Here is a 17541-nt window from a genome sequence, read left to right on the forward strand (position 1 = left end):
CGTGTTGGTGAGCCTCCACACCCCGTACGTCGACACCTGCGCCGCCGACTTGAGCCTGGCACTCGGCGGACCGGAGCGGCCCGCGCTGCACGTCCGCGACCTCACGCTGCCCGGGGGCGTCCGGCTGCGGCTGCGCCTGCTGGGCGCGTCCCACCAGGTCGTGCTGGCCGAACCCGGCGGTGCGGCCGAACTCACCGAGACGGTCGCCTGCCTGCCCGGTCGGCCGCCGCACCTGCCCGACGCCCTGCACGACGAGGCGGGCGGCTACCGCTTCACCGCCAGCGTGCTGCGCCCCGCCGACGGTGAGTTGCACACCCGGATCGCCGGGCTCCGCGCCGACCTGGCCGACGACCCGTACGCCCTGGTCGGAGTCTTTCCCGGTGACCCGGACGCGGTCACCGCGCTGGCCGTGCGCACCGACCTGCCGCACCTGTCGGTCGGCTGGCGTACCTGGCACGCGTACCCCCAGACCAACGAGCTGGTCCTGACCGAGACGGTGGTGGCACTGCGATGACGTACCGACGCTGGTTCGTGGTGGGCGCGGCGACGGCAGTGGTCGGTGTGCTGGTCGCGGCCTTCGCGCTCGTCAACGGCACCTTCTCCCCGCGTGCCTATGTGCAGGACAGGTACTCGCGAGCGGCCAGCCGGGACATCGGCCGGGAAGCGACCGCGTACACCTCGTCCACGTCACCGACCACTGTCGCCAAGGAACTGACCGACGCGTGGAAGCCGTCCGACAGGTACGCCGACGGCAGTGGCGTCTACCTGCGCTACGACGACGACTCGGTGGTGATCCTGCCGATCGCCGCCGGCTCGGTGATCCTGCTCGAAGACATGGACACCGCTCAACCCCGTTACCACTCGACCGTCGGGTCGTACTGGGGCTGGGGACGCGGCAGCAGCGTGCGGGGCGGCGGCCCCGGCGCCGGCAAGTAGCCCGACGCCCGACCCCTTGACCTGGAGCCCTCCGTGCAGAACCTCGTCACCGATCTACTGGCCACCCTCGCCTTCGGCGCGGTCGGCGTCGTCCTCATGGGCGTCGGCTACGGGCTGGTCGACCTGACCACTCCCGGCAAGCTCCACGAACTGATCTGGACCGAGCGCAACCGCAACGCGGCGCTACTGCTCGCGTCCAACCTGCTCGGCGTCGGCACCATCGTGGTCGCGGCGATCGTCGCCAGCGACGACGACCTCGCCCTGGGGCTGGTCGGCGCGGCGGCGTACGGGATCGTCGGCCTGGTGATCATGGCCGCGGCGTTCCTGCTGCTCGACGCGGTGACCCCGGGCCGGCTCGGCGAACTGCTGGTCGACCCCGAGCCGCACCCCGCCGTGTGGGTGTCGGCAGTGGTGCACCTGGCCACCGGCGCGATCATCGCCGCCGCGATCCTCTGATGACCGGGGGACCGCGACCGGGCGGTGCCGGTCGGCCGTACCCGAGGCGGTCATGAGCACCGGGGCGCCGCCGGTGGTCGACGGCGGCACAGAGGCCCGGCCGCACTGGCGGCTGGCCCGCGCGGCGGTGCTGGTCGCGGTCTTCGTCTGCGCCGCCTGCGGGCTGGTCTACGAGCTGGCCCTGGTCGCGCTCGGCAGCTACCTGATCGGCGACACCGTCGGGCAGGCGTCGATCGTGCTCGGCGTGATGGTTTTCGCGATGGGGGTCGGCGCGCTGGTCGCGAAGCCGTTGCAGCCCCGGGCCGCCGCAGCGTTCGCGGTGATCGAACTGACCCTGGCCCTGCTCGGTGGTCTGTCCGTGCTCGGCCTCTACGCCGCCTTCGCCTGGCTCGACCTGTACGGTCCGGCGCTGGTCGGCACCGCCTTCGTGCTGGGCCTGCTGATCGGCGCGGAGATTCCGTTGTTGATGGTGATGCTGCAGCGCATCCGCGAGCAGGCCGCCGGCAGTGCGGTGGCCGACCTGTTCGCCGCCGACTACGTCGGGGCACTGCTCGGCGGGCTCGCCTTCCCGTTCCTGTTGATCCCCGTCTTCGGCCAGCTCAAGGGTGCCCTGGTGGTCGGCGCGGTGAACGCGGTGGCCGGTCTCGCCCTGGTCTGCACTGTGTTCCGGAGGGAGCTGAGCCGCCGCGCCCGGCTCGTCCTCGGCGCCGGCTCTGTCGTGGTCGCGCTCTGCCTGGGGTACGCCTGGGTGACCGCCGCCGACTTCGAGGTGACCGCCCGGCAGCAGCTCTACCGGGACCCCGTGGTGTACGCCGAACGCTCCCGTTACCAGGAGATCGTGCTGACCCGGTCGGTGCGGGAGGTCGGCCACGCCGACACCGACCTGCGGTTGTTCCTCAACGGTGATCTTCAGTTCAGCTCGGTCGACGAGTACCGCTACCACGAGGCGCTGGTGCATCCGGCGATGCGCGGCCCGCGCGGCGACGTCCTGGTTCTCGGCGCCGGCGACGGCCTCGCCGTCCGGGAGATCCTGCGGTACCCGGACGTGCGCAGGGTGACAGTGGTCGACCTCGACCCGGCGGTGGTGGCGCTGGCCAGCACAGTGCCGCAGTTGCGGGAACTCAACGACGGTTCGCTCGACGACCCCCGGGTACGGGTGCTGAACACCGATGCGTTCGGCTGGTTGCGTACCGCCGCCGAGCGTTTCGACGTGGTGGTCGCCGACCTGCCCGACCCGGACGAGACGGCCACTGCCAAGCTCTACACAGTCGAGTTCTACGCGCTGATCAGGTCGGTGCTCGCCGAGCAGGGACGGCTGGTGGTGCAGTCCGGATCGCCGTACTTCGCGCCCCGCTCCTACTGGTCGATCGATGCGTCGGTGCGGGAAGCGGGCTTCGCCACTGTGCCGTACCACGTCGACGTGCCGTCCTTCGGAGACTGGGGTTTCCTGCTCGCCACGGCGGGAACCGTTCCGCCGGTGCTCGAACTGCCGGCCGACGCGCCCCGGCTGCGTTTCCTCGACCCGGGCGTGCTGCGGGCGGCGGCGGCCTTTCCCCCCGACCGCGCCCGCCTGAACGTGCCCCCCAGCACCCTCCTCCAACCGAGGGTCCTCGACTACGCCCGCACGGAGTGGCGCGGCTACTGACCCCCACCACCGGGCGTCTGCACCAGGCGCTGTGTCGGGAGAGTGTCCGCGCATGGCGCAAACCTCGTGATTAACGGGGTGGAGTGGGGGCGGACGGGGAAAGGGTGGAGGCATGTTTGGGATGCGGAAGGCTTGGGAGCGCGAATTGGGCGCCGCCGTCGACGAGTTGGTGGCGGCTGACACGCTCGCCTTCGGTGGGGTCGGGATCGCGGGCACGCTGTTGCCGGTGACCGAGGCGTACCACCGGGTCGAGGCCGCCCTCAGCGACCACCCCGAGGAGGTACGCCGCCAGCTCGACCGGGTGCTGGCCGACGGCACACCCGCCGGTCGGGCGTACGCGGCCACGCTGCTGGAGCGCGTCGACCCGGAGGCGGCCCGAGCGGCCTGGACGTCGCTGCGGGACGATCCGAGCGAGTTCACCACCTTCGTCGGCTGCGTGATGGACCGCGAAACCCTTGGCACGTACGCCAGTCGGCGGCTCGCCGCAGCATGATCCATTCGCCGGCCGGTGCTGCCCGATTGGTTCTGCCGGTCGCCGACGCCGCGCCGTACGTTGCGAGCCATGAGCCCGCCCGTCGCCGCGCCGCGTCCGCCCCGCCCGGTCACCGTGACCATCGCCTTCTGGCTGCAACTGGCATCGGTGCTGGTGCTGCTCGGCCTGGCCGCGCTGACGGTGGCCGAGGCGGTGCACTTCGACGGCCAGATCGACCGCGCGGCACGACTGGTGCCGGACGCCGACCCGGACGAGGTGGCTGGCGAGCGGCAGGGCAACGTCGCGATGACGCTGATCCTCGGCGTGCCGGCGGTGCTGCTCGCGGTCTGGCTGGCGGCCACCGCCGGCCGGGTCCGGCGGGGCGCCAACGTCGCGCGGATCCTGGTCTTCGTGGCCAGTGGCGCGCAGCTGCTGGTCTGCTTCGCGCAGTGCTGTTCCGGTGGGTTCCTCGTGCCGCTGCTGACCATGCCGGAAATGGGGGACGAGCCGCCACCGGACTGGGACGAAGAGTGGGAGACCTCGACGTTCTACGACACGCTCTACTCCGGCACCGATCCCTGGGACGACCTGTTCTTCCCCGCGGCGGGGCTGGGGGTGCTCACCGTCCTGGCCCTTTCCGCCGCCGTGGTCCTGCTGCTGGCGCTGCCGCCGGCGAACCGCTGGTTCGTGCCGCGTACCGCGAACGAGGCGCTGCCCGGCCCAGCCTGGGTGATGCCCGTCCCCACCTACGCCCCGACCGGTTACGGATACCCGACAGCTCCGCTCGTGCCGGGCTTCCTGCCGCCGAACCAGCCGCTCCCACCCGGCTACCTGATCTGCCCCGACCCGGCCGCGCACCTGACGGCGGGCGCGCCGGGCACCCCACCAGGGCCGACGGGACCGCCGGCGGCGCCTCCGGAGGACGCACCCGGGCACCTTCGCTAGCTGAGCTGTCGGCCACAGCGCGGGCCTTCCTGGTGCCGAGGGTTGTTACCGTCTGCGCCGACGTACCTGGGGAGGTGGTCGGGTGGACGCGCTGGTGACGTGCCTGGTGGCGGCTGTTGTCGTACTCGCGGTGGTAGTGGTCGTCGTGCGGGCCCGCCGACGGCCGACGGGCCGGCCCGACGGCCAGCCGGCGGAGCCGCCGCGCGACGGCCCACTCCGGCTGACCCCGGGCGACCGCGTGCGGATCCGGGAGCGGGAGTACGCGGTGAGTGCCACTATCCGTCTGGTCGAGGGCGACTGGAGTTGGGTGCAGCACCTCCTCGACGACGACTCCGGCACCCGCCACCGGCTCTCCGTGGAGAACGGCCCCGAACTCGAGTTGGTGTTCTGGACCGCCGAACCGGGCGCCACCGTCACCCCGGGCGCACCGACCATCGAACTGGGCGGGCGGCGCTACACCTGGGCCGAGACCGGGCAGGCGCGTTACACCGCCACCGGAGAGACCGAGCTGCCGTCGACCGGGACGATGCGCTACCACGACTACCAGTCCGGTGGCGGCGCGCGGCTCTCCTTCGAGGCGTACGGCGAAGAGGGCTGGCGAGTCGCCCGCGGTAATCTGCTTGACCCCGCCGATCTGGTAATTCGCACAGGCGGCGGCTCTCAAGCGAGTTGAATGGTGGGAGAATTGGACGGACGCTCGGTCGTCGTCCAATTGCTGCTCCGCGGCCGGGTCGGCTACTTAAATGTGAACCGACCCGGCTGCGGTGCAACCATCTAGAAATTAAGCCAACAGCCCGAGGAGGGTGTGCGGCATACTTTGAACGTTGAAGAAATTGGGAACACACGCGAAGTCGCTGAGGATTCCGGCGTTCTGGAGCCTCACGCCTTCGGAGATGCAGGTGGCGAGATTTCGGTAGACGCCCCACGCCGGCCAGCCCATGGCCTGGTAATCCCCTGCGGCGCTGGCCACGGGAGCTGCTGAAACGGTCGGGGCAGCCTGCGCTGGTGCGGCCAAGGTGAGCGAACCGACAGCGAGCGCGCCGGACAGGACCGCAGCGCGAACAATCTTTTGCATCCTTGCTCCTTCTGAGCGTTTGGCATTTCCTGTCCAAGACAGGCCGGCTGTCCAAGACAGCTTGCAAACCCCCCGTGGGCCCACGAAGCCTCGTTGACTACCAATTGCTGGCCGTCAACGCCCATCTATGGGAACATGCTCTGGCCTGGCTGGCAACCCCGGTCACCGTGTCCACTCAGGTCTTTGCAGTTCAAGGCTTCTCTAATGTTTGCGATCTAGCCTTATGGCGCAGACAACCGTCGAAGTTGACGGCTCTTCCGCCCAAGGCCCCGGTCGACGACGACGAGAGACCGTCACGAGCAGGCGCGCCAGTCGACCGTCCGACGCGCTGCCCACAGTGGCCCGGCGCTGCGGATCGCACCCACATCTCCGCCTGGGCCTTTGTCCCTGAACTGTCGCTCGTAGGGCGGTGTCGATACGGTGTCATCCTGATCACATAAGGAGAGCCATGGCCAATCCTCTCAGCAAGCCGACTCCAGTGCGCCCGGGTGTCGTGACGATCTCGACGTATCTGTTGCTGCTGTTCGCGTTCACCCAGCTGCTCAGCCTGATCATGGTCATCAGCGTGAGTGGCAGCATCAAGCAGGGCTTCCAGGACGCGTACGAGGGCACCGAGGATGTCGAGACCATTGGAACGGTCGCCGTCGCCTTCGCGGTTGCCTCCGTCGCGGTGGTCCTGGTGCTCGCGCTCGTCCTGGTCGTGCTGGCGATGTTCAACAACCGTGGACGCAACGGAACCCGGATCGCCACCTGGGTGGTCGGCGGCATCCTGGTCTGTTGTGTCGGTGGCTCGGTCGTCAGCGGTGCGTCCGGATTTTCGCAGGGCGCGTCGGGCGGCGGCGGCGATGCGCCGAGCGGCGCAGAGGTCGAGCGCAGCATGTCGGATGCCCTCCCATCCTGGTATGGCCCGACCAGCACGGCGGTGAACATCCTGGGGCTCGCGGCGCTGCTCGCGGCGCTGATCCTGCTGGCGCTTCCGAAGGCGCACCCGTTCTTCCGCAAGGCCACCGCGGAATGGGAGCCGCCGGCCCCAGGCGCCAACTACCCGGGCAACCCGCAGGCGCCCGGTCAGCCGGGCTACCCGCAGGCATCGGGTGAGCCGGGTTATCCGTCGAGTGGGGAGCCGAGCTACCCGCCGCCACCGGCCGCGAACCGACCGGAAGACACGCCGCCCACGGACCGGCCCGGGTCAACCCCGCCGCCGACCAACTGACGGCTCGATAAGCACGACGCCGACGATCCCTCCGAGTAGGTTGCAACCCGACGCCTACCGGAGGGATTCGTCGTGTCGTACCCGGAATCGGCACCGGCCCGCCGGCCCGCCGCCGTCCTGTCGGCCGCGGCCGTGCTGTTGGTGATGGCTGTCGCCGCGCTCGCGTACGCGGTGGTCGACCTGGTGGTGCTGGGCGGGACGGTCGACGCGTTCCGCTCCGCCGCCCGCGACACCGCGGCGAGCCCAGAGCAGATCGACGACGTGGTGACTCTGCTCCGCGCATCCGCGGTGCTGTCGGCGGTGGTGGCGGTGCTCTCCACGCCGCTGCTCGCCGGCCTGGCCCTCGGGCTGCTGGCCGGTCGCAACGGTGTCCGGGTGGCGACCTGGGTGGTCAGCGGGCTCGGCCTGCTCGCCGGCTGCTGCAGCGTGGCGGTGGTCGTCGGCGAACGGGCCGCGCCACTGCAACTGGGCTCCGGCGAGCAGTCTCTCGCCGAGTTGCTGGGTCTACTCGGCGACGCGTACCCGTCCTGGTGGATCCCGCTCAACGCCGGGCTTTCCGTCGCCCAGGGGCTCGGTTACCTTGTAGTAGCTACGCTGCTGGCGCTGCCGGCGGCGAACAGCTGGTTCGGTCGCCACCGCCCGACGGCGCCAACCGCGCCGCCCATGTTCCCGCCCGCCCCGCACCAGCCCCCGTCGGCGCCGCACACGCCCCCGTACCCGCCCAGGTGAGGACCACTCCGTGACGCTCGACCCCACGACTGCCGAGCGCCGAGCCCTGATCACCGGGGCCACCGCCGGCATCGGCGCGGCGTTCACGCGACGGCTGGCCGCCGACGGCTGGCACCTGGTGCTCGTTGCCCGCGACGCGGCGCGGCTGACCGAGCTGGCCACCGAGCTTGGTTCCACGTACGGACGCGAGGTGGAGACGATCCCTGCGGATCTGTCCACCGACGACGGCTGCGCAACGGTGGAGCAGCGGCTCGCCGACGGCAGCCCGGTGCACCTGCTGGTCAACAATGCGGGGATCAGCTTGAACAAACCGTTCCTGCGCTCGACGGCGGAGGACGAGGCGCGACTGTTGCGACTCAACGTGCACGCGGTCATGCGGCTGACCCTGGCGGCGCTTCGACCGATGACTGAACGGCGAAATGGGGCAGTGATAAATGTCTCTTCGGTCGCCGGTTTCGGTACGGCCATGCCCGGATCGACGTACTCGGCCAGCAAGGCGTGGGTCACCAACTTCAGTGAGTCCGTCGGGCAGTCGGCGCGGCCGTTCGGCGTTCAGGTGATGGCCCTCTGCCCCGGCTACACCCGCACCGAATTCCATCAGCGAGCCGGCATCAACATGTCCAAGACGCCGGAGTGGCTGTGGCTGCGGGCCGAGGATGTGGTCGACGAAGCCCTGCGTGACCTGCGCAAAGGCAAGATGGTCAGCATCCCGGCGTGGAAGTACAAGGTGGTCGTCGCCGGCATGCGACACGCGCCGCGGCGGCTGCTCCAGGCGGTCGCGCGGGACACCCGCGGCCGGATCGGTCGCGACGAGCGCTGAGCTTCGACCGGCACGCCGACCCCGAGCGAGTGGTGGGACGGCGTTGGCACGCCGCTGTCGGGCCAGTTGCTGAGCGTAGTCGAACATCGCCAGTCATCGGTTCCCCTCGGGGCTGATCAGGGTGGACCCCGCACACGGCGTTCAGAGTTGCGCAGTAACCTCTATCGCCATGGGGGACCACGACGACCTGCGTAAATTCATTACCGACCTGGCTGTGGTCCACGGCCGGGTCGTGCTCTCGTCGGGGCGCGAGGCAGACTGGTACGTGGATCTGCGGCGCGTCACGCTCCATCACCGGGCCGCTCCTCTGGTCGGCCGGGTGTTGCTCGACCTCACCGCCGACTGGGAGTTCGACGCCGTTGGGGGCCTCACCCTGGGCGCGGATCCTGTCGCGCTCTCGATGCTGCACGCCGCCGCTCCGACCGGCCGGGCCCTGGACGCCTTTGTGGTGCGCAAGGCGGGCAAGGCCCACGGTCTTCAACGGCGGATCGAGGGACCGGAGGTGGCTGGCCGTCGAGTGTTGGCGGTGGAGGACACATCCACGACGGGCGGAAGTGTTTTGACCGCTGTCGAGGCGCTTCGCGAGGCCGGGGCGGAAGTCGTGGGCGTGGTGGTTATTGTTGATCGAGGCGCCGGCGACGCGGTGCGAGCCGCCGGATTGCCGTACCGGGCGGCCTATACGTTGGCTGACCTCGGCCTTGTGGCGTAAAAGTCTGCCGATTCGGATCTGCTGATATGCAGGCGGATCGATGCTGCTGGTGGAAGGATGGAATACGTGGGAACTGCGTTGGCCGAAATGACTATGCCTCAGATCTCGCCGCTAAACGGCGAGCCGATCGAACGTGCCGATGCCGAGCGTCTCGCCGGGGTCCTCAAGGCCCTTGCTGATCCTGCTCGGTTGCGGCTGCTCAGCCTGATCCAGTCGGCCCCCGAGGGCGAGGCGTGCGTCTGTGACCTGACGGCGCCGCTCGGCCTCTCTCAGCCGACGGTCAGTCATCACCTGCGTATCCTCACCGAGGCTGGCTTGTTGCAGCGGGAGAAGCGCGGTGTCTGGGCGTACTACAGCCTGGTCCCGAGTGCGATCGCGACGATCGCCGACCTGCTGACCCCGCCGCGTAAGCGGGCCACCAAGAAGGCCCGCTGACGTAGGCACTACACGCCGTCCCGAGCCGGGGCGGCGTCCGGTGGCGAGCCAGGGGTGGCGCCACCGGTGGTTGACACCTGCTCGTCCCCGGTCGCACCACCGGAGGCCGGGTTCGACATGCCGACGGCCGACCCCCTCACCGGGGGCCGGCCGTCGTCGTACCGCTCAACGGTCCTGACCGTGCTCCGGGCGCTGACGGCCGTGCTCGTGCCGGTCGTGGTCGAACGCCTCACGGGCCGCCTCCACCGCGCCAGCGGCACTGGCCGCCGCGACCACTGCGACCGCCTCGCCGCGCTTACGAGCCCGCCGGTCGCGAAGGAACTCGAAGAAGATCGGCAGCACCGAGATCACAATGATCAGGGCCACCACCGGCAGGATGTAGTGGTCGATCTTGTCCCCGATGGCCTGGTAGATCTGCTCGGCCAGCAGGTAGCCGATCAGCAGGATGCCGTCCACCCAGAGCACCGCGCCGACGACGTTCCAGAGCAGGAACTTCTTGGCCGGCATGCCGAGCGCGCCCGCGACCGGGTTGAGGAACGTCCGGACGATCGGAATGAAGCGCGCCAGCACGACGGCCTTCGCCGGGCCGAACTTCTGGAAGTAGTACTCGGCCTTCTCCACGTACTCCTTCTTGAAGAGGCGGGAGTTCGGCCGCTCGAACATCGGCCGGCCGTACCGCGCGCCGAGCCAGTGCCCCAGCTGCGCGCCGACGATCGCGCAGATCGGCCCACCGATCAGCAGACCGGTGAGGGAGAGGCGGGTGCCGTCACCGAAGATCGCGTCCGCCACCGGTGACGAGGCGACTCCGGCGAGGAACAGCAGCGAGTCACCGGGGAAGAAGAAGCCCACCAGCAGGCCGGTCTCGGCGAAGAGGATCACCCACACGCCGATCAGGCCGAAGGTCTGCAACAGATCCTTGGGATCGAGCGGGTTCAGGGCGACGCTCTCCAGGAGAGCGCGGGTCTTCTCAGCTGTGTCCACGGCCACAAAGGGTACCGAAGCCCAGGGCCCCGGCCGCGCCGGACCGGCCCGTCACCACCCGCCCGCGTCGTGGGGTCCAACGACGGCGCCCCGCCGACCGTGGTGGTCGACGGGGCGCCGGTGGTGCGGGGTGGGTCAGGCGACGAAGCGGGTCCGGCGGCGCTTGGCCACCAGGTAGCCGCCGACGCCCGCCGCGAGCAGCAGCGCGCCGAGGCCGACGATCAGGCCGGTGGACTGACCGGTGACCGGCAGCGAGCCGCCGTCGTCACCGCCGCCCTGGCCGCCGTCTCCGCCGCCGTTCACCAGGATCTGCGCGGTGTCGTTGGCCGGGTTCAGATCCTTGATCTCGGTCTCCTCGCGCCCGGTACGCAGCGTGACCTCGCCGGCCTGGTCGCCGGCCTGGTCGATCCGCACCTGGAACTCGTAGTCGACCTTCTCGCCCTTCTTGATCGAGCCGTCCACGAAGCACCGGTAGACCCGCGCGCCGGGCTTGCCCGGCTCCCACCCGTCGTCCTCGGAGTCGAAGCAGTTCTCCGAAGCGCGGAGGGCGGTGACGCCCTTCGGCAGCGTGACGGTGGTGCCGACGTATGGCGACTCGCCGCCACCCGCGTTGACGGCCGCCGGCCCGTTGTTGACGTAGCCGACCGTGAGCGCGACGGTGGCGCCGACGTCACCGGTCACCGTCGCGCCGCGTGCTGCCACATCGGCCCGCTGGTCGCCGGTCACCTGAAGGTCGACCCAGGTCGAGTTGTCCAACGGGTTGACGTCGGTCTGCCGGGAGCGCAGGTTCATGACCGGCTCGAGCTTCAGCTCACCCTCGGTCCCGTTCGGCCCGATCTTGGCCGGGAGTTCGGCCTCGGACCTGTACTCGTCCCAGTCGGCGGGCGTGAACCAGGTGGAGAACCCGCCGAAGGTGTTCGGCGCCCAGGTGTCGGCGGGCACGGTGAACCCGAAGCTGTCGTCGAGGCGGAAGCTGCTGTTCTCGCCGATGGTCGTGTCGAAGCGGCAGGCGAACGCGAAGTCGTGCAGCGGGCCATCGGTGTACTCGCAGTTCTCGTAGCGCTTCGACGGCTGAAGACCGTCCGCGCCGACGACGTAGAGAACCGCGTCCTTCGCCGGCACCTCGCCCCGGTTGGTCACCTGGAACGGGGCCTTCAGCGTGGCGCCGGGCGCCCCCTTGAGCTCCAGGGACTCGTTGGTGGTGAGGTCGACGCCCTCGCCGATTTCCACAGTCGAGCTGTAGGAGGCGGATTCGGACTTGCCGTCCGGCGTGACGGTGAACCTCAGCTCGCCCTTCTGATCGGGCTTGGCGTCGGCCTTCGCGCGAACGACGAGGGAGACGAGGTTCAGGTACGAGCCGTCGTCGTCCTGGTCCTCGACCTTGCACGTCAGGATCGCACCGGACTCGGTGCAGTTGTCCCCGCTGCTCTCGACGTCGGCGAAACCGTAGACCTTGCTCCGGTCCACCTTGATCGTGTAGTCGTCGGGCTGCCGCTCCGTGGTGAGCGAGAAGAGGGTGAGCCACTTGTCGGTGCCGCCGGGCGCGACGATCACGTTGTTGGCGTACAGGTCGAGATTCTCTACCGGTGCGGCGAGGGCTGCCGGTGCGGCGGCGGCGGGGGCGGCGGCGGCGACGAACGCGCCTGCTACGCCCAGTCCGGCGAGCCAACGCCGGGTGGAGTGGGTGAGCATGAGGGGGGTTCCTCCAGTTGGGGGATCAGGTGGAGCCTGCGGATCTTAAGGAATCGCTAAGGCTGACTGCAGCCCTCAAATCCGCCCGCTGAGCAAGACGAACCAAAAGGTTGATCAGAGTCACCGCAATGTTCGGTCGGTCCGCCTCCGTCATCTGAGGCAGGAGCCCCGGGAGGTGCAGTGACGTACGAGGAGTTCGCGGACACGCGGCTGGCCCCGCTACTGCGGTACGCGGTGATGCTGACCGGCGAACCACACCAGGCCCAGGATCTGGTCCAGGAGACCATGGTCCGGGTCCAGCTCAACTGGCGTCGGGTCGCCCGCGCGGACTCGCCCGAGCGTTACGTACGCCGGATGCTCACCAACCAGTACGTCGACTGGCGGCGCGGATCGTGGGTGCGCCGGGTGCTGTTGCGCGGGGAGCCCGACGCGACGGTGCCGGTGCCCACCGACCACGCACAGTCCGCCGTGGACCGGGACCAGATCTGGTCGTGGCTGTCCCGGCTGCCGCGTCGGCAGCGGGCTGCTCTGGTGCTGCGCTACTACGAGGACCTGCCCGACGTCGAGATCGCCGAGATTCTCGGCTGTGCCGTCGGGACCGTCCGTTCGTCCATCTCCCGGGCCCTGGCCACGCTCCGGGCCGAGTACGTGGAGGCGTGAACATGATCGAGGATGACCTGCGTGCCGCGTTCGCCCGGCACGAGACGTTGACCCCGTCGACCGGCCCGCTGCGGGTCGCTATCGACCGGCTCGCCGCTGTCCGCCGTCGCCGCCGGCAGCGGTTCCAGGCCGCTGGCGTCACGCTCGCCCTGCTCGCCGCGCTCGGAGTCGGGGTGCCGCAGCTGCGCCCCGATCCGCCGGTCGTTGGCTCGTTGTTGTCCGATCGACCGGCTGGCGTGCAGTCCGGGGCGCTGAACGTCCTGCTGCTCGGGGTGGACGGCTTCGGCGAGCAACCGTCGTACCGGTTGGCGGACTCCGTCCTGCTGGTGCACATCCCGGCCGACCGGAGCCGGCCGTACCTCATCTCGTTGCCGCGCGACCTGGAGGTGTCGATCCCTGGCCGGGGGATCGAGAAGCTCAACAGCGCGTTCCACAGCGGTGCCGCCGAGCCCCGGCCCGACCTGGACGCCGGCTACGACCTGACCCGCCGGGTGGTCGCCGACCTGACCGGCGTACGCGTCGACGCTGGCGCGGTGCTGACCTTCGCCGGTCTACGCCGGATCACCGAGGCGGTCGACGGGGTGGAGGTGTGCCTGCCGACGGAGGTGCGGTCCTGGCACACCCGCCGGACCTTCCCGGCCGGCTGTCAGGTGCTCGACGGGGCTGCCTCCGTCGACCTGCTGCGGCAACGGCGCTACCTGCCCGACGGCACGTTGGACCGGGACCGCAACGCCCAGCGCTACGTCGCCGGGCTGGTCCGGCGGGCGGTCGCCCAGGACGTGCTGACCAATCCGGTACGGCTCACCGCGCTGCTGTCGGCCGCCGGCAAGAATCTGGCGGTCGACGACGACGGCCTGCCGCTGACCAGGCTGGTGGCGGTGCTGCCCGAGCTGAAGAGCGTCGACCCGGTGGGGCTCAGCCTGCCGGTCAGCCCTCCGGCAGGCAACGCTTCGCGGCTGCCGCTGGACCCGAAGCGGGGCCCGGAGTTCCTCGCCGCGCTGCGCGAGGATCGGTTGGCGCAGTGGGCGGCGCAGCACCCGGAGCAGGTAAATCCCGTCCGCTGACGGACGAGGACAGCACGACGACGCCCCGCCAGCCCGGTACGGGCCGGCGGGGCGTCGGTCGGGTCGGGGTGGGTCAGGCGGGGAAACGGCCGCTGTGGCGTCGGGCGAGCAGGTAGCAGCCGGCGCCGGTGACGAGCAGCAAAGCGCCGATGCCGGCGATCAGGCTGGTGGGGGCGCCGGTGATGGGCAGCGAACCACCGCCACCGCCACCGCCACCGCCGTCGCCGTCGCCGTCACCATCGCCCGGGCCACCGCCGCCCTGGGCCGCGTTGACCACGATGGTGGCCCTGTCGTTGGCCGGTTTGATGTCGTCCTGGAAACCGCCGCCGGCCGGGCACTCGCACGGCGCGTTTACCCGCACCGCTCCCCGGGCGTTCGGGATCACCTTGTCGATCCGTAGCCGGAACTTCACGGTATAGGTCTGCCCGGCCACCAGGAGCATCTCCGAGGCGCACAGGTACGTGCGGGTGCTGTCCTGGCGCAACCGGCAGTTGTCGGGGACCTCGACGGCGGTGGTGCCCGGCGGTAGTTCGACGTTCGTGTGGGTGGCGGCCTCGAAGTCTCCGTTGGTCCGGTCGAGCGTCGCCGGGCCGTTGTTCCGGAAGCCGACGGTCGCCGTGACGACGGCGCCGGCCGTGCCCCTGAGCGTGGCCCCGATCGCCGCGAGGTCGGTGCCGTTGGTGCCGGTCGCCTTGATGGTCCACCCGGTGTAGTCGTTGCCCGGGCCGACGTCGGTCTGGGCGGCCTTCCGCATCCTGCCGGGCGCCCCGGTCAGAGTCAGCTTCGGACCGCTACCGGGGGTGGCCGCCCGGGCGCCGACGGCCGTCCGCACCCGGGTCAGGTCCTCGAAGTCGGCAGTGGTCATGAACTGGGCGTAGCCGGACTGGTTGGTCGGCGCGTAGGTGTCCTTGGCGAGTTCGAGGTTCAGCGTGGCGACGAGCCCGGTGCCCACTGGGATGTCCTCGTCGAACTGGCAGGAGAGCAGGTGGTCGTCGGCGTAGCGGCAGTTGCTGAACCGGTCCTTGGTGCGGATCGAGTAGGGGAGGTCGAAGACCGCGACGAATCCGTTGACGACCTTGCCGCCGGCATTGGAGACGGCCAGCGGAACAGTGAACTTTCCACCCGGCTTCGCGGAGAGGCTGGTGAACGGGCCGCCGGCCAAATCGACCCCCTCGCCGACCCGGACGTGCGAGGTGTAGCTGCCGCTCCGCCCGCCCGCCGCCTCGAAGCTGACCGCGACGTCGCCGGAGTCGCCGAGCTGCGCACCTGCGGTGACGCCGAGGTGCACCCGCTTGACCCCGTTGCGGTAGATCCCGCTGCCGATCGGCGGCATCTCGTACAGGACGACATCGGAGGGTTCCGTGCAGACGAGAACGCCAGGCTCCGGCGCGGCGCACTCCTGGCCGTCGGCAGGAGTCACAGTGACCTTGTCGGCCAGGGAGCGGTAGTCGTACCGCACGGAGACGTCGGTGAGGACCGTCGGCTCGTCGGCGTACAGCAACAGGCCGCGGATGGTCGGCTCCGAGCCGACGGCCACTGTGGCGTCCTGGAAGTAGGGCTCGATCGTGGGTGCGGCGACGGCGGGGGTGGCGGAGGCGGCGATCAACGCGCCTGCGGCGCCGAGCCCGGTCAGCCAGCGGAGCGAGTGCTTGAGCATGGGTCCTCCCGTGGGGGTACAGGTGGCGCTCGTCCAACCTAGGGACGCCTCGGCTCCTCCGGTAACCCCCTTCGGATCGATATCTATCTTAATGACCCGAACGGCTGAACACCCCTGTCGCAACGGGCAGCCGACCCCGCGACGGATCAGCGGTAGTCGTCCTCGTCCCCGGTGACCACCCGGGCCTGCTCCATCGCGTCCCAGTCGCCGACCTCCAGGCCGCGGTGCGGCTCACTGTCGACGTCGGCCGGGCCGGCGACTGTGGCCTGCTCGACCGCGTCGGCCGGGTCCGCCTCAGGGTCGCGTTCGTTGGGCGCTAGGTGGTCGCCGGGGGTGAAGTCCTCGTCGGGCTGACCCATCATCCCTCCCGGGGGTCTCGGGGCACGGTTCCCACCCACCGTACGGGTTGGGCCGGCGCACCGCCCGGAAGCGGAGTAGGCGGAATCAGCCCTCGGCGACGCGACCCGGTGCCAGGATGGTGCAGTGGGCTTCCTCATCAGACTGGCGATCACCGCTGTCGCGTTGTGGATAACCACGCTGATCGTGCCCGGGGTCGACGTGCACGGTCGTTCGGGTGGCAACACAGTCCTCACCCTGATCGTGGTGGCGCTGATCTTCGGCGTGATCAACGCGGTGCTCAAGCCGGTGATCCGGGTCGTCGGTTGTGTGTTCTACCTGCTGACCCTGGGCCTGTTCGCGCTGGTGGTCAACGCGTTGCTGTTCCTGCTCACCGACCGGATCGCCAGTGGGCTCGACCTGCCGTTCCAGGTGGACGGATTCTGGCCGGCGTTCTGGGGAGCCATCGTGATGACAGTGGTGACCTGGTTGATCAGCGTCATCGTGCCGGACAACCTGGACCGCCGGTGAACGGCTAGGACCCGGGTCGGTTGTTCCGGCGCACCTCACCTACGGGATACTTCCGGGCGGAGGACAGCGCGGTCCGGCGCACAAATGAAGAACAGCGGCCAGCACGGCCGAGAGTGGTAAGTAAGGAGCGCATCACATGCCCATCGCTTCCCCCGAGGCTTACGCGGAGATGCTGGACCGCGCCAAGGCTGGCCGGTACGCGTACCCCGCGATCAACGTGACCTCCTCCCAGACGCTGAACGCGGCGCTCAAGGGCTTCGCCGACGCGGAGAGCGACGGCATCATCCAGGTTTCCACCGGTGGCGCCGAATACCTCTCCGGCCCCTCGATCAAGGACATGGTCACCGGCGCGGTGGCGTTCGCCGCGTACGCGCACGAGGTCGCCAAGAAGTACTCGGTGAACATCGCCCTGCACACCGACCACTGCCCGAAGGACAAGCTGGACGGGTTCGTGCGTCCGCTGATGGGCATCTCGCAGGAGCGGGTGAAGCGCGGCGAGGAGCCGCTGTACCAGTCGCACATGTGGGACGGCTCGGCCGTGCCGGTCGCGGAGAACCTGCAGATCGCCGCGCAGCTGCTCGACGAGGCCGCCAAGGCCAAGATCGTCCTTGAGATCGAGGTCGGTGTCGTCGGTGGCGAGGAGGACGGCGTCGAGAACGCCATCAACGACAAGCTCTACACCACCACCGATGACGGCCTGGCCATGGTCGAGGCGCTCGGCCTCGGCGAGAAGGGCCGCTACATGGCGGCGCTGACCTTCGGCAACGTGCACGGCGTCTACAAGCCGGGCAACGTCAAGCTGCGTCCGGAGATCCTCAAGCAGATCCAGGACGCCGTCGGCGCCAAGTACGGCAAGGACAAGCCGCTCAGCCTGGTCTTCCACGGCGGCTCGGGCTCCCTGCTGAGCGAGATCCGCGAGGCTCTGGACTACGGCGTGGTGAAGATGAACATCGACACCGACACCCAGTACGCCTTCACCCGCCCCGTCGCGGACCACATGCTCCGCAACTACGACGGCGTGCTGAAGATCGACGGCGAGGTCGGCAACAAGAAGCTGTACGACCCGCGTGCCTGGGGCAAGGCCGCCGAGGCCGGCCTGGCCGCCCGGGTCGTCGAGGCCTGCGAGCACCTGCGCTCGACCGGCACCACGATGACCAAGTAACGACGCCCCACCCGACGGCCGGC

General features: G+C 70.0%; 21 protein-coding genes. 16 read left to right on the top strand and 5 right to left on the bottom strand.

Annotated elements, in window-relative coordinates; translation table 11 throughout:
• The first annotated feature begins 1 nt into the window (after position 1).
• From NIE111_RS16595 to NIE111_RS16625, 7 genes are all read left to right on the top strand, one after another.
• Positions 2-514, top strand: coding sequence for a DUF2617 family protein (locus NIE111_RS16595; protein ID WP_238685259.1), 513 nt, complete (start codon positions 2-4; stop codon positions 512-514).
• Positions 511-936, top strand: a complete 426-nt coding sequence (locus NIE111_RS16600; RefSeq protein WP_238685260.1) for a DUF4247 domain-containing protein — start codon at positions 511-513, stop codon at positions 934-936. Before NIE111_RS16595 ends, NIE111_RS16600 begins: the two co-directional genes overlap by 4 nt.
• Before the next feature lie 33 nt (positions 937-969).
• A complete protein-coding gene (locus NIE111_RS16605; protein ID WP_124815985.1) occupies positions 970-1392 on the top strand; it encodes a DUF350 domain-containing protein in 423 nt (140 codons plus the stop codon).
• A 52-nt stretch (positions 1393-1444) separates the two neighbouring features.
• A complete protein-coding gene (locus NIE111_RS16610) occupies positions 1445-3037 on the top strand; it encodes a polyamine aminopropyltransferase (RefSeq protein WP_238685261.1) in 1593 nt (530 codons plus the stop codon).
• A gap of 121 nt (positions 3038-3158) precedes the next feature.
• Complete coding sequence (locus NIE111_RS16615) at positions 3159-3530, top strand: hypothetical protein (RefSeq protein ID WP_238685262.1); 372 nt, start codon at positions 3159-3161, stop codon at positions 3528-3530.
• A 69-nt stretch (positions 3531-3599) separates the two neighbouring features.
• Positions 3600-4454: a hypothetical protein gene (locus NIE111_RS16620; protein WP_238685263.1), complete on the top strand. Its 855-nt coding sequence runs from the start codon at positions 3600-3602 to the stop codon at positions 4452-4454.
• 82 nt (positions 4455-4536) lie between these two features.
• Positions 4537-5127, top strand: a complete 591-nt coding sequence (locus NIE111_RS16625) for a DUF4178 domain-containing protein (protein WP_238685264.1) — start codon at positions 4537-4539, stop codon at positions 5125-5127.
• 108 nt (positions 5128-5235) lie between these two features.
• Here NIE111_RS16625 and NIE111_RS16630 read toward each other — a convergent pair whose 3' ends face one another.
• Positions 5236-5529 (bottom strand): hypothetical protein, encoded by a 294-nt coding sequence (locus tag NIE111_RS16630; protein ID WP_238685265.1) that lies wholly within the window; start codon positions 5527-5529, stop codon positions 5236-5238.
• A gap of 448 nt (positions 5530-5977) precedes the next feature.
• Between NIE111_RS16630 and NIE111_RS16635 the strand changes: the two genes are divergently transcribed.
• The 5 genes from NIE111_RS16635 (at position 5978) to NIE111_RS16655 (ending at position 9435) form a co-directional block, all read left to right on the top strand.
• Complete coding sequence (locus tag NIE111_RS16635) at positions 5978-6742, top strand: hypothetical protein (protein WP_238685266.1); 765 nt, start codon at positions 5978-5980, stop codon at positions 6740-6742.
• Between the two features lie 72 nt (positions 6743-6814).
• On the top strand, positions 6815-7471 hold the full coding sequence (locus NIE111_RS16640; RefSeq protein WP_238685267.1) for a hypothetical protein: 657 nt from the start codon (positions 6815-6817) through the stop codon (positions 7469-7471).
• Between the two features lie 10 nt (positions 7472-7481).
• Complete coding sequence (locus NIE111_RS16645) at positions 7482-8291, top strand: SDR family NAD(P)-dependent oxidoreductase (protein WP_091396159.1); 810 nt, start codon at positions 7482-7484, stop codon at positions 8289-8291.
• Positions 8292-8460: 169 nt separating this feature from the next.
• Entirely contained in the window at positions 8461-9000 is a 540-nt protein-coding gene (gene pyrE / locus NIE111_RS16650; RefSeq protein WP_112586136.1) for an orotate phosphoribosyltransferase, read from the top strand.
• Positions 9001-9057: 57 nt separating this feature from the next.
• Positions 9058-9435 (top strand): ArsR/SmtB family transcription factor, encoded by a 378-nt coding sequence (locus NIE111_RS16655; RefSeq protein WP_030332125.1) that lies wholly within the window; start codon positions 9058-9060, stop codon positions 9433-9435.
• Positions 9436-9600: 165 nt separating this feature from the next.
• Here NIE111_RS16655 and NIE111_RS16660 read toward each other — a convergent pair whose 3' ends face one another.
• Both NIE111_RS16660 and NIE111_RS16665 read right to left on the bottom strand, forming a co-directional pair.
• Positions 9601-10422, bottom strand: a complete 822-nt coding sequence (locus tag NIE111_RS16660; RefSeq protein WP_238685268.1) for a DedA family protein — start codon at positions 10420-10422, stop codon at positions 9601-9603.
• Positions 10423-10551: 129 nt separating this feature from the next.
• Positions 10552-12108: an LPXTG cell wall anchor domain-containing protein gene (locus NIE111_RS16665; RefSeq protein ID WP_238685269.1), complete on the bottom strand. Its 1557-nt coding sequence runs from the start codon at positions 12106-12108 to the stop codon at positions 10552-10554.
• Positions 12109-12288: 180 nt separating this feature from the next.
• Between NIE111_RS16665 and NIE111_RS16670 the strand changes: the two genes are divergently transcribed.
• Positions 12289-12768: a SigE family RNA polymerase sigma factor gene (locus NIE111_RS16670; protein WP_238685270.1), complete on the top strand. Its 480-nt coding sequence runs from the start codon at positions 12289-12291 to the stop codon at positions 12766-12768.
• Positions 12769-12770: 2 nt separating this feature from the next.
• On the top strand, positions 12771-13832 hold the full coding sequence (locus NIE111_RS16675) for an LCP family protein (protein ID WP_238685271.1): 1062 nt from the start codon (positions 12771-12773) through the stop codon (positions 13830-13832).
• 73 nt (positions 13833-13905) lie between these two features.
• Here NIE111_RS16675 and NIE111_RS16680 read toward each other — a convergent pair whose 3' ends face one another.
• Together NIE111_RS16680 and NIE111_RS16685 are read right to left on the bottom strand one after the other, a co-directional pair.
• A complete protein-coding gene (locus tag NIE111_RS16680) occupies positions 13906-15489 on the bottom strand; it encodes an LPXTG cell wall anchor domain-containing protein (protein ID WP_238685272.1) in 1584 nt (527 codons plus the stop codon).
• Positions 15490-15635: 146 nt separating this feature from the next.
• Positions 15636-15848 (bottom strand): hypothetical protein, encoded by a 213-nt coding sequence (locus tag NIE111_RS16685; RefSeq protein ID WP_238685273.1) that lies wholly within the window; start codon positions 15846-15848, stop codon positions 15636-15638.
• Positions 15849-15972: 124 nt separating this feature from the next.
• On the opposite strand from NIE111_RS16685, the gene NIE111_RS16690 reads away from it, so the two are divergent.
• Positions 15973-16356 (top strand): phage holin family protein, encoded by a 384-nt coding sequence (locus NIE111_RS16690; protein WP_238677616.1) that lies wholly within the window; start codon positions 15973-15975, stop codon positions 16354-16356.
• A gap of 136 nt (positions 16357-16492) precedes the next feature.
• Complete coding sequence (gene fbaA / locus NIE111_RS16695; RefSeq protein WP_238685274.1) at positions 16493-17518, top strand: class II fructose-bisphosphate aldolase; 1026 nt, start codon at positions 16493-16495, stop codon at positions 17516-17518.
• Positions 17519-17541 lie beyond the last annotated feature (23 nt).

The sequence above is a fragment of the Micromonospora hortensis genome, assembly GCF_022230935.1.
In the GTDB taxonomy this organism is placed as follows: Bacteria; Actinomycetota; Actinomycetes; order Mycobacteriales; family Micromonosporaceae; genus Micromonospora; species Micromonospora hortensis.

Excerpts from the sequence above, each read along its gene's own strand:
- NIE111_RS16600 (WP_238685260.1), top strand. The coding sequence starts at position 511 with ATGACGTACCGACGCTGGTTCGTGGTGGGCGCGGCGACGGCAGTGGTC.
- NIE111_RS16610 (WP_238685261.1), top strand. The coding sequence starts at position 1,445 with ATGAGCACCGGGGCGCCGCCGGTGGTCGACGGCGGCACAGAGGCCCGG.
- NIE111_RS16615 (WP_238685262.1), top strand. The coding sequence starts at position 3,159 with ATGCGGAAGGCTTGGGAGCGCGAATTGGGCGCCGCCGTCGACGAGTTG.
- NIE111_RS16620 (WP_238685263.1), top strand. The coding sequence starts at position 3,600 with ATGAGCCCGCCCGTCGCCGCGCCGCGTCCGCCCCGCCCGGTCACCGTG.
- NIE111_RS16630 (WP_238685265.1), bottom strand. The coding sequence starts at position 5,529 with ATGCAAAAGATTGTTCGCGCTGCGGTCCTGTCCGGCGCGCTCGCTGTC.
- NIE111_RS16635 (WP_238685266.1), top strand. The coding sequence starts at position 5,978 with ATGGCCAATCCTCTCAGCAAGCCGACTCCAGTGCGCCCGGGTGTCGTG.
- pyrE (WP_112586136.1), top strand. The coding sequence starts at position 8,461 with ATGGGGGACCACGACGACCTGCGTAAATTCATTACCGACCTGGCTGTG.
- NIE111_RS16655 (WP_030332125.1), top strand. The coding sequence starts at position 9,058 with ATGGAATACGTGGGAACTGCGTTGGCCGAAATGACTATGCCTCAGATC.
- NIE111_RS16665 (WP_238685269.1), bottom strand. The coding sequence starts at position 12,108 with ATGCTCACCCACTCCACCCGGCGTTGGCTCGCCGGACTGGGCGTAGCA.
- NIE111_RS16675 (WP_238685271.1), top strand. The coding sequence starts at position 12,771 with ATGATCGAGGATGACCTGCGTGCCGCGTTCGCCCGGCACGAGACGTTG.
- NIE111_RS16680 (WP_238685272.1), bottom strand. The coding sequence starts at position 15,489 with ATGCTCAAGCACTCGCTCCGCTGGCTGACCGGGCTCGGCGCCGCAGGC.
- NIE111_RS16685 (WP_238685273.1), bottom strand. The coding sequence starts at position 15,848 with ATGGGTCAGCCCGACGAGGACTTCACCCCCGGCGACCACCTAGCGCCC.
- fbaA (WP_238685274.1), top strand. The coding sequence starts at position 16,493 with ATGCCCATCGCTTCCCCCGAGGCTTACGCGGAGATGCTGGACCGCGCC.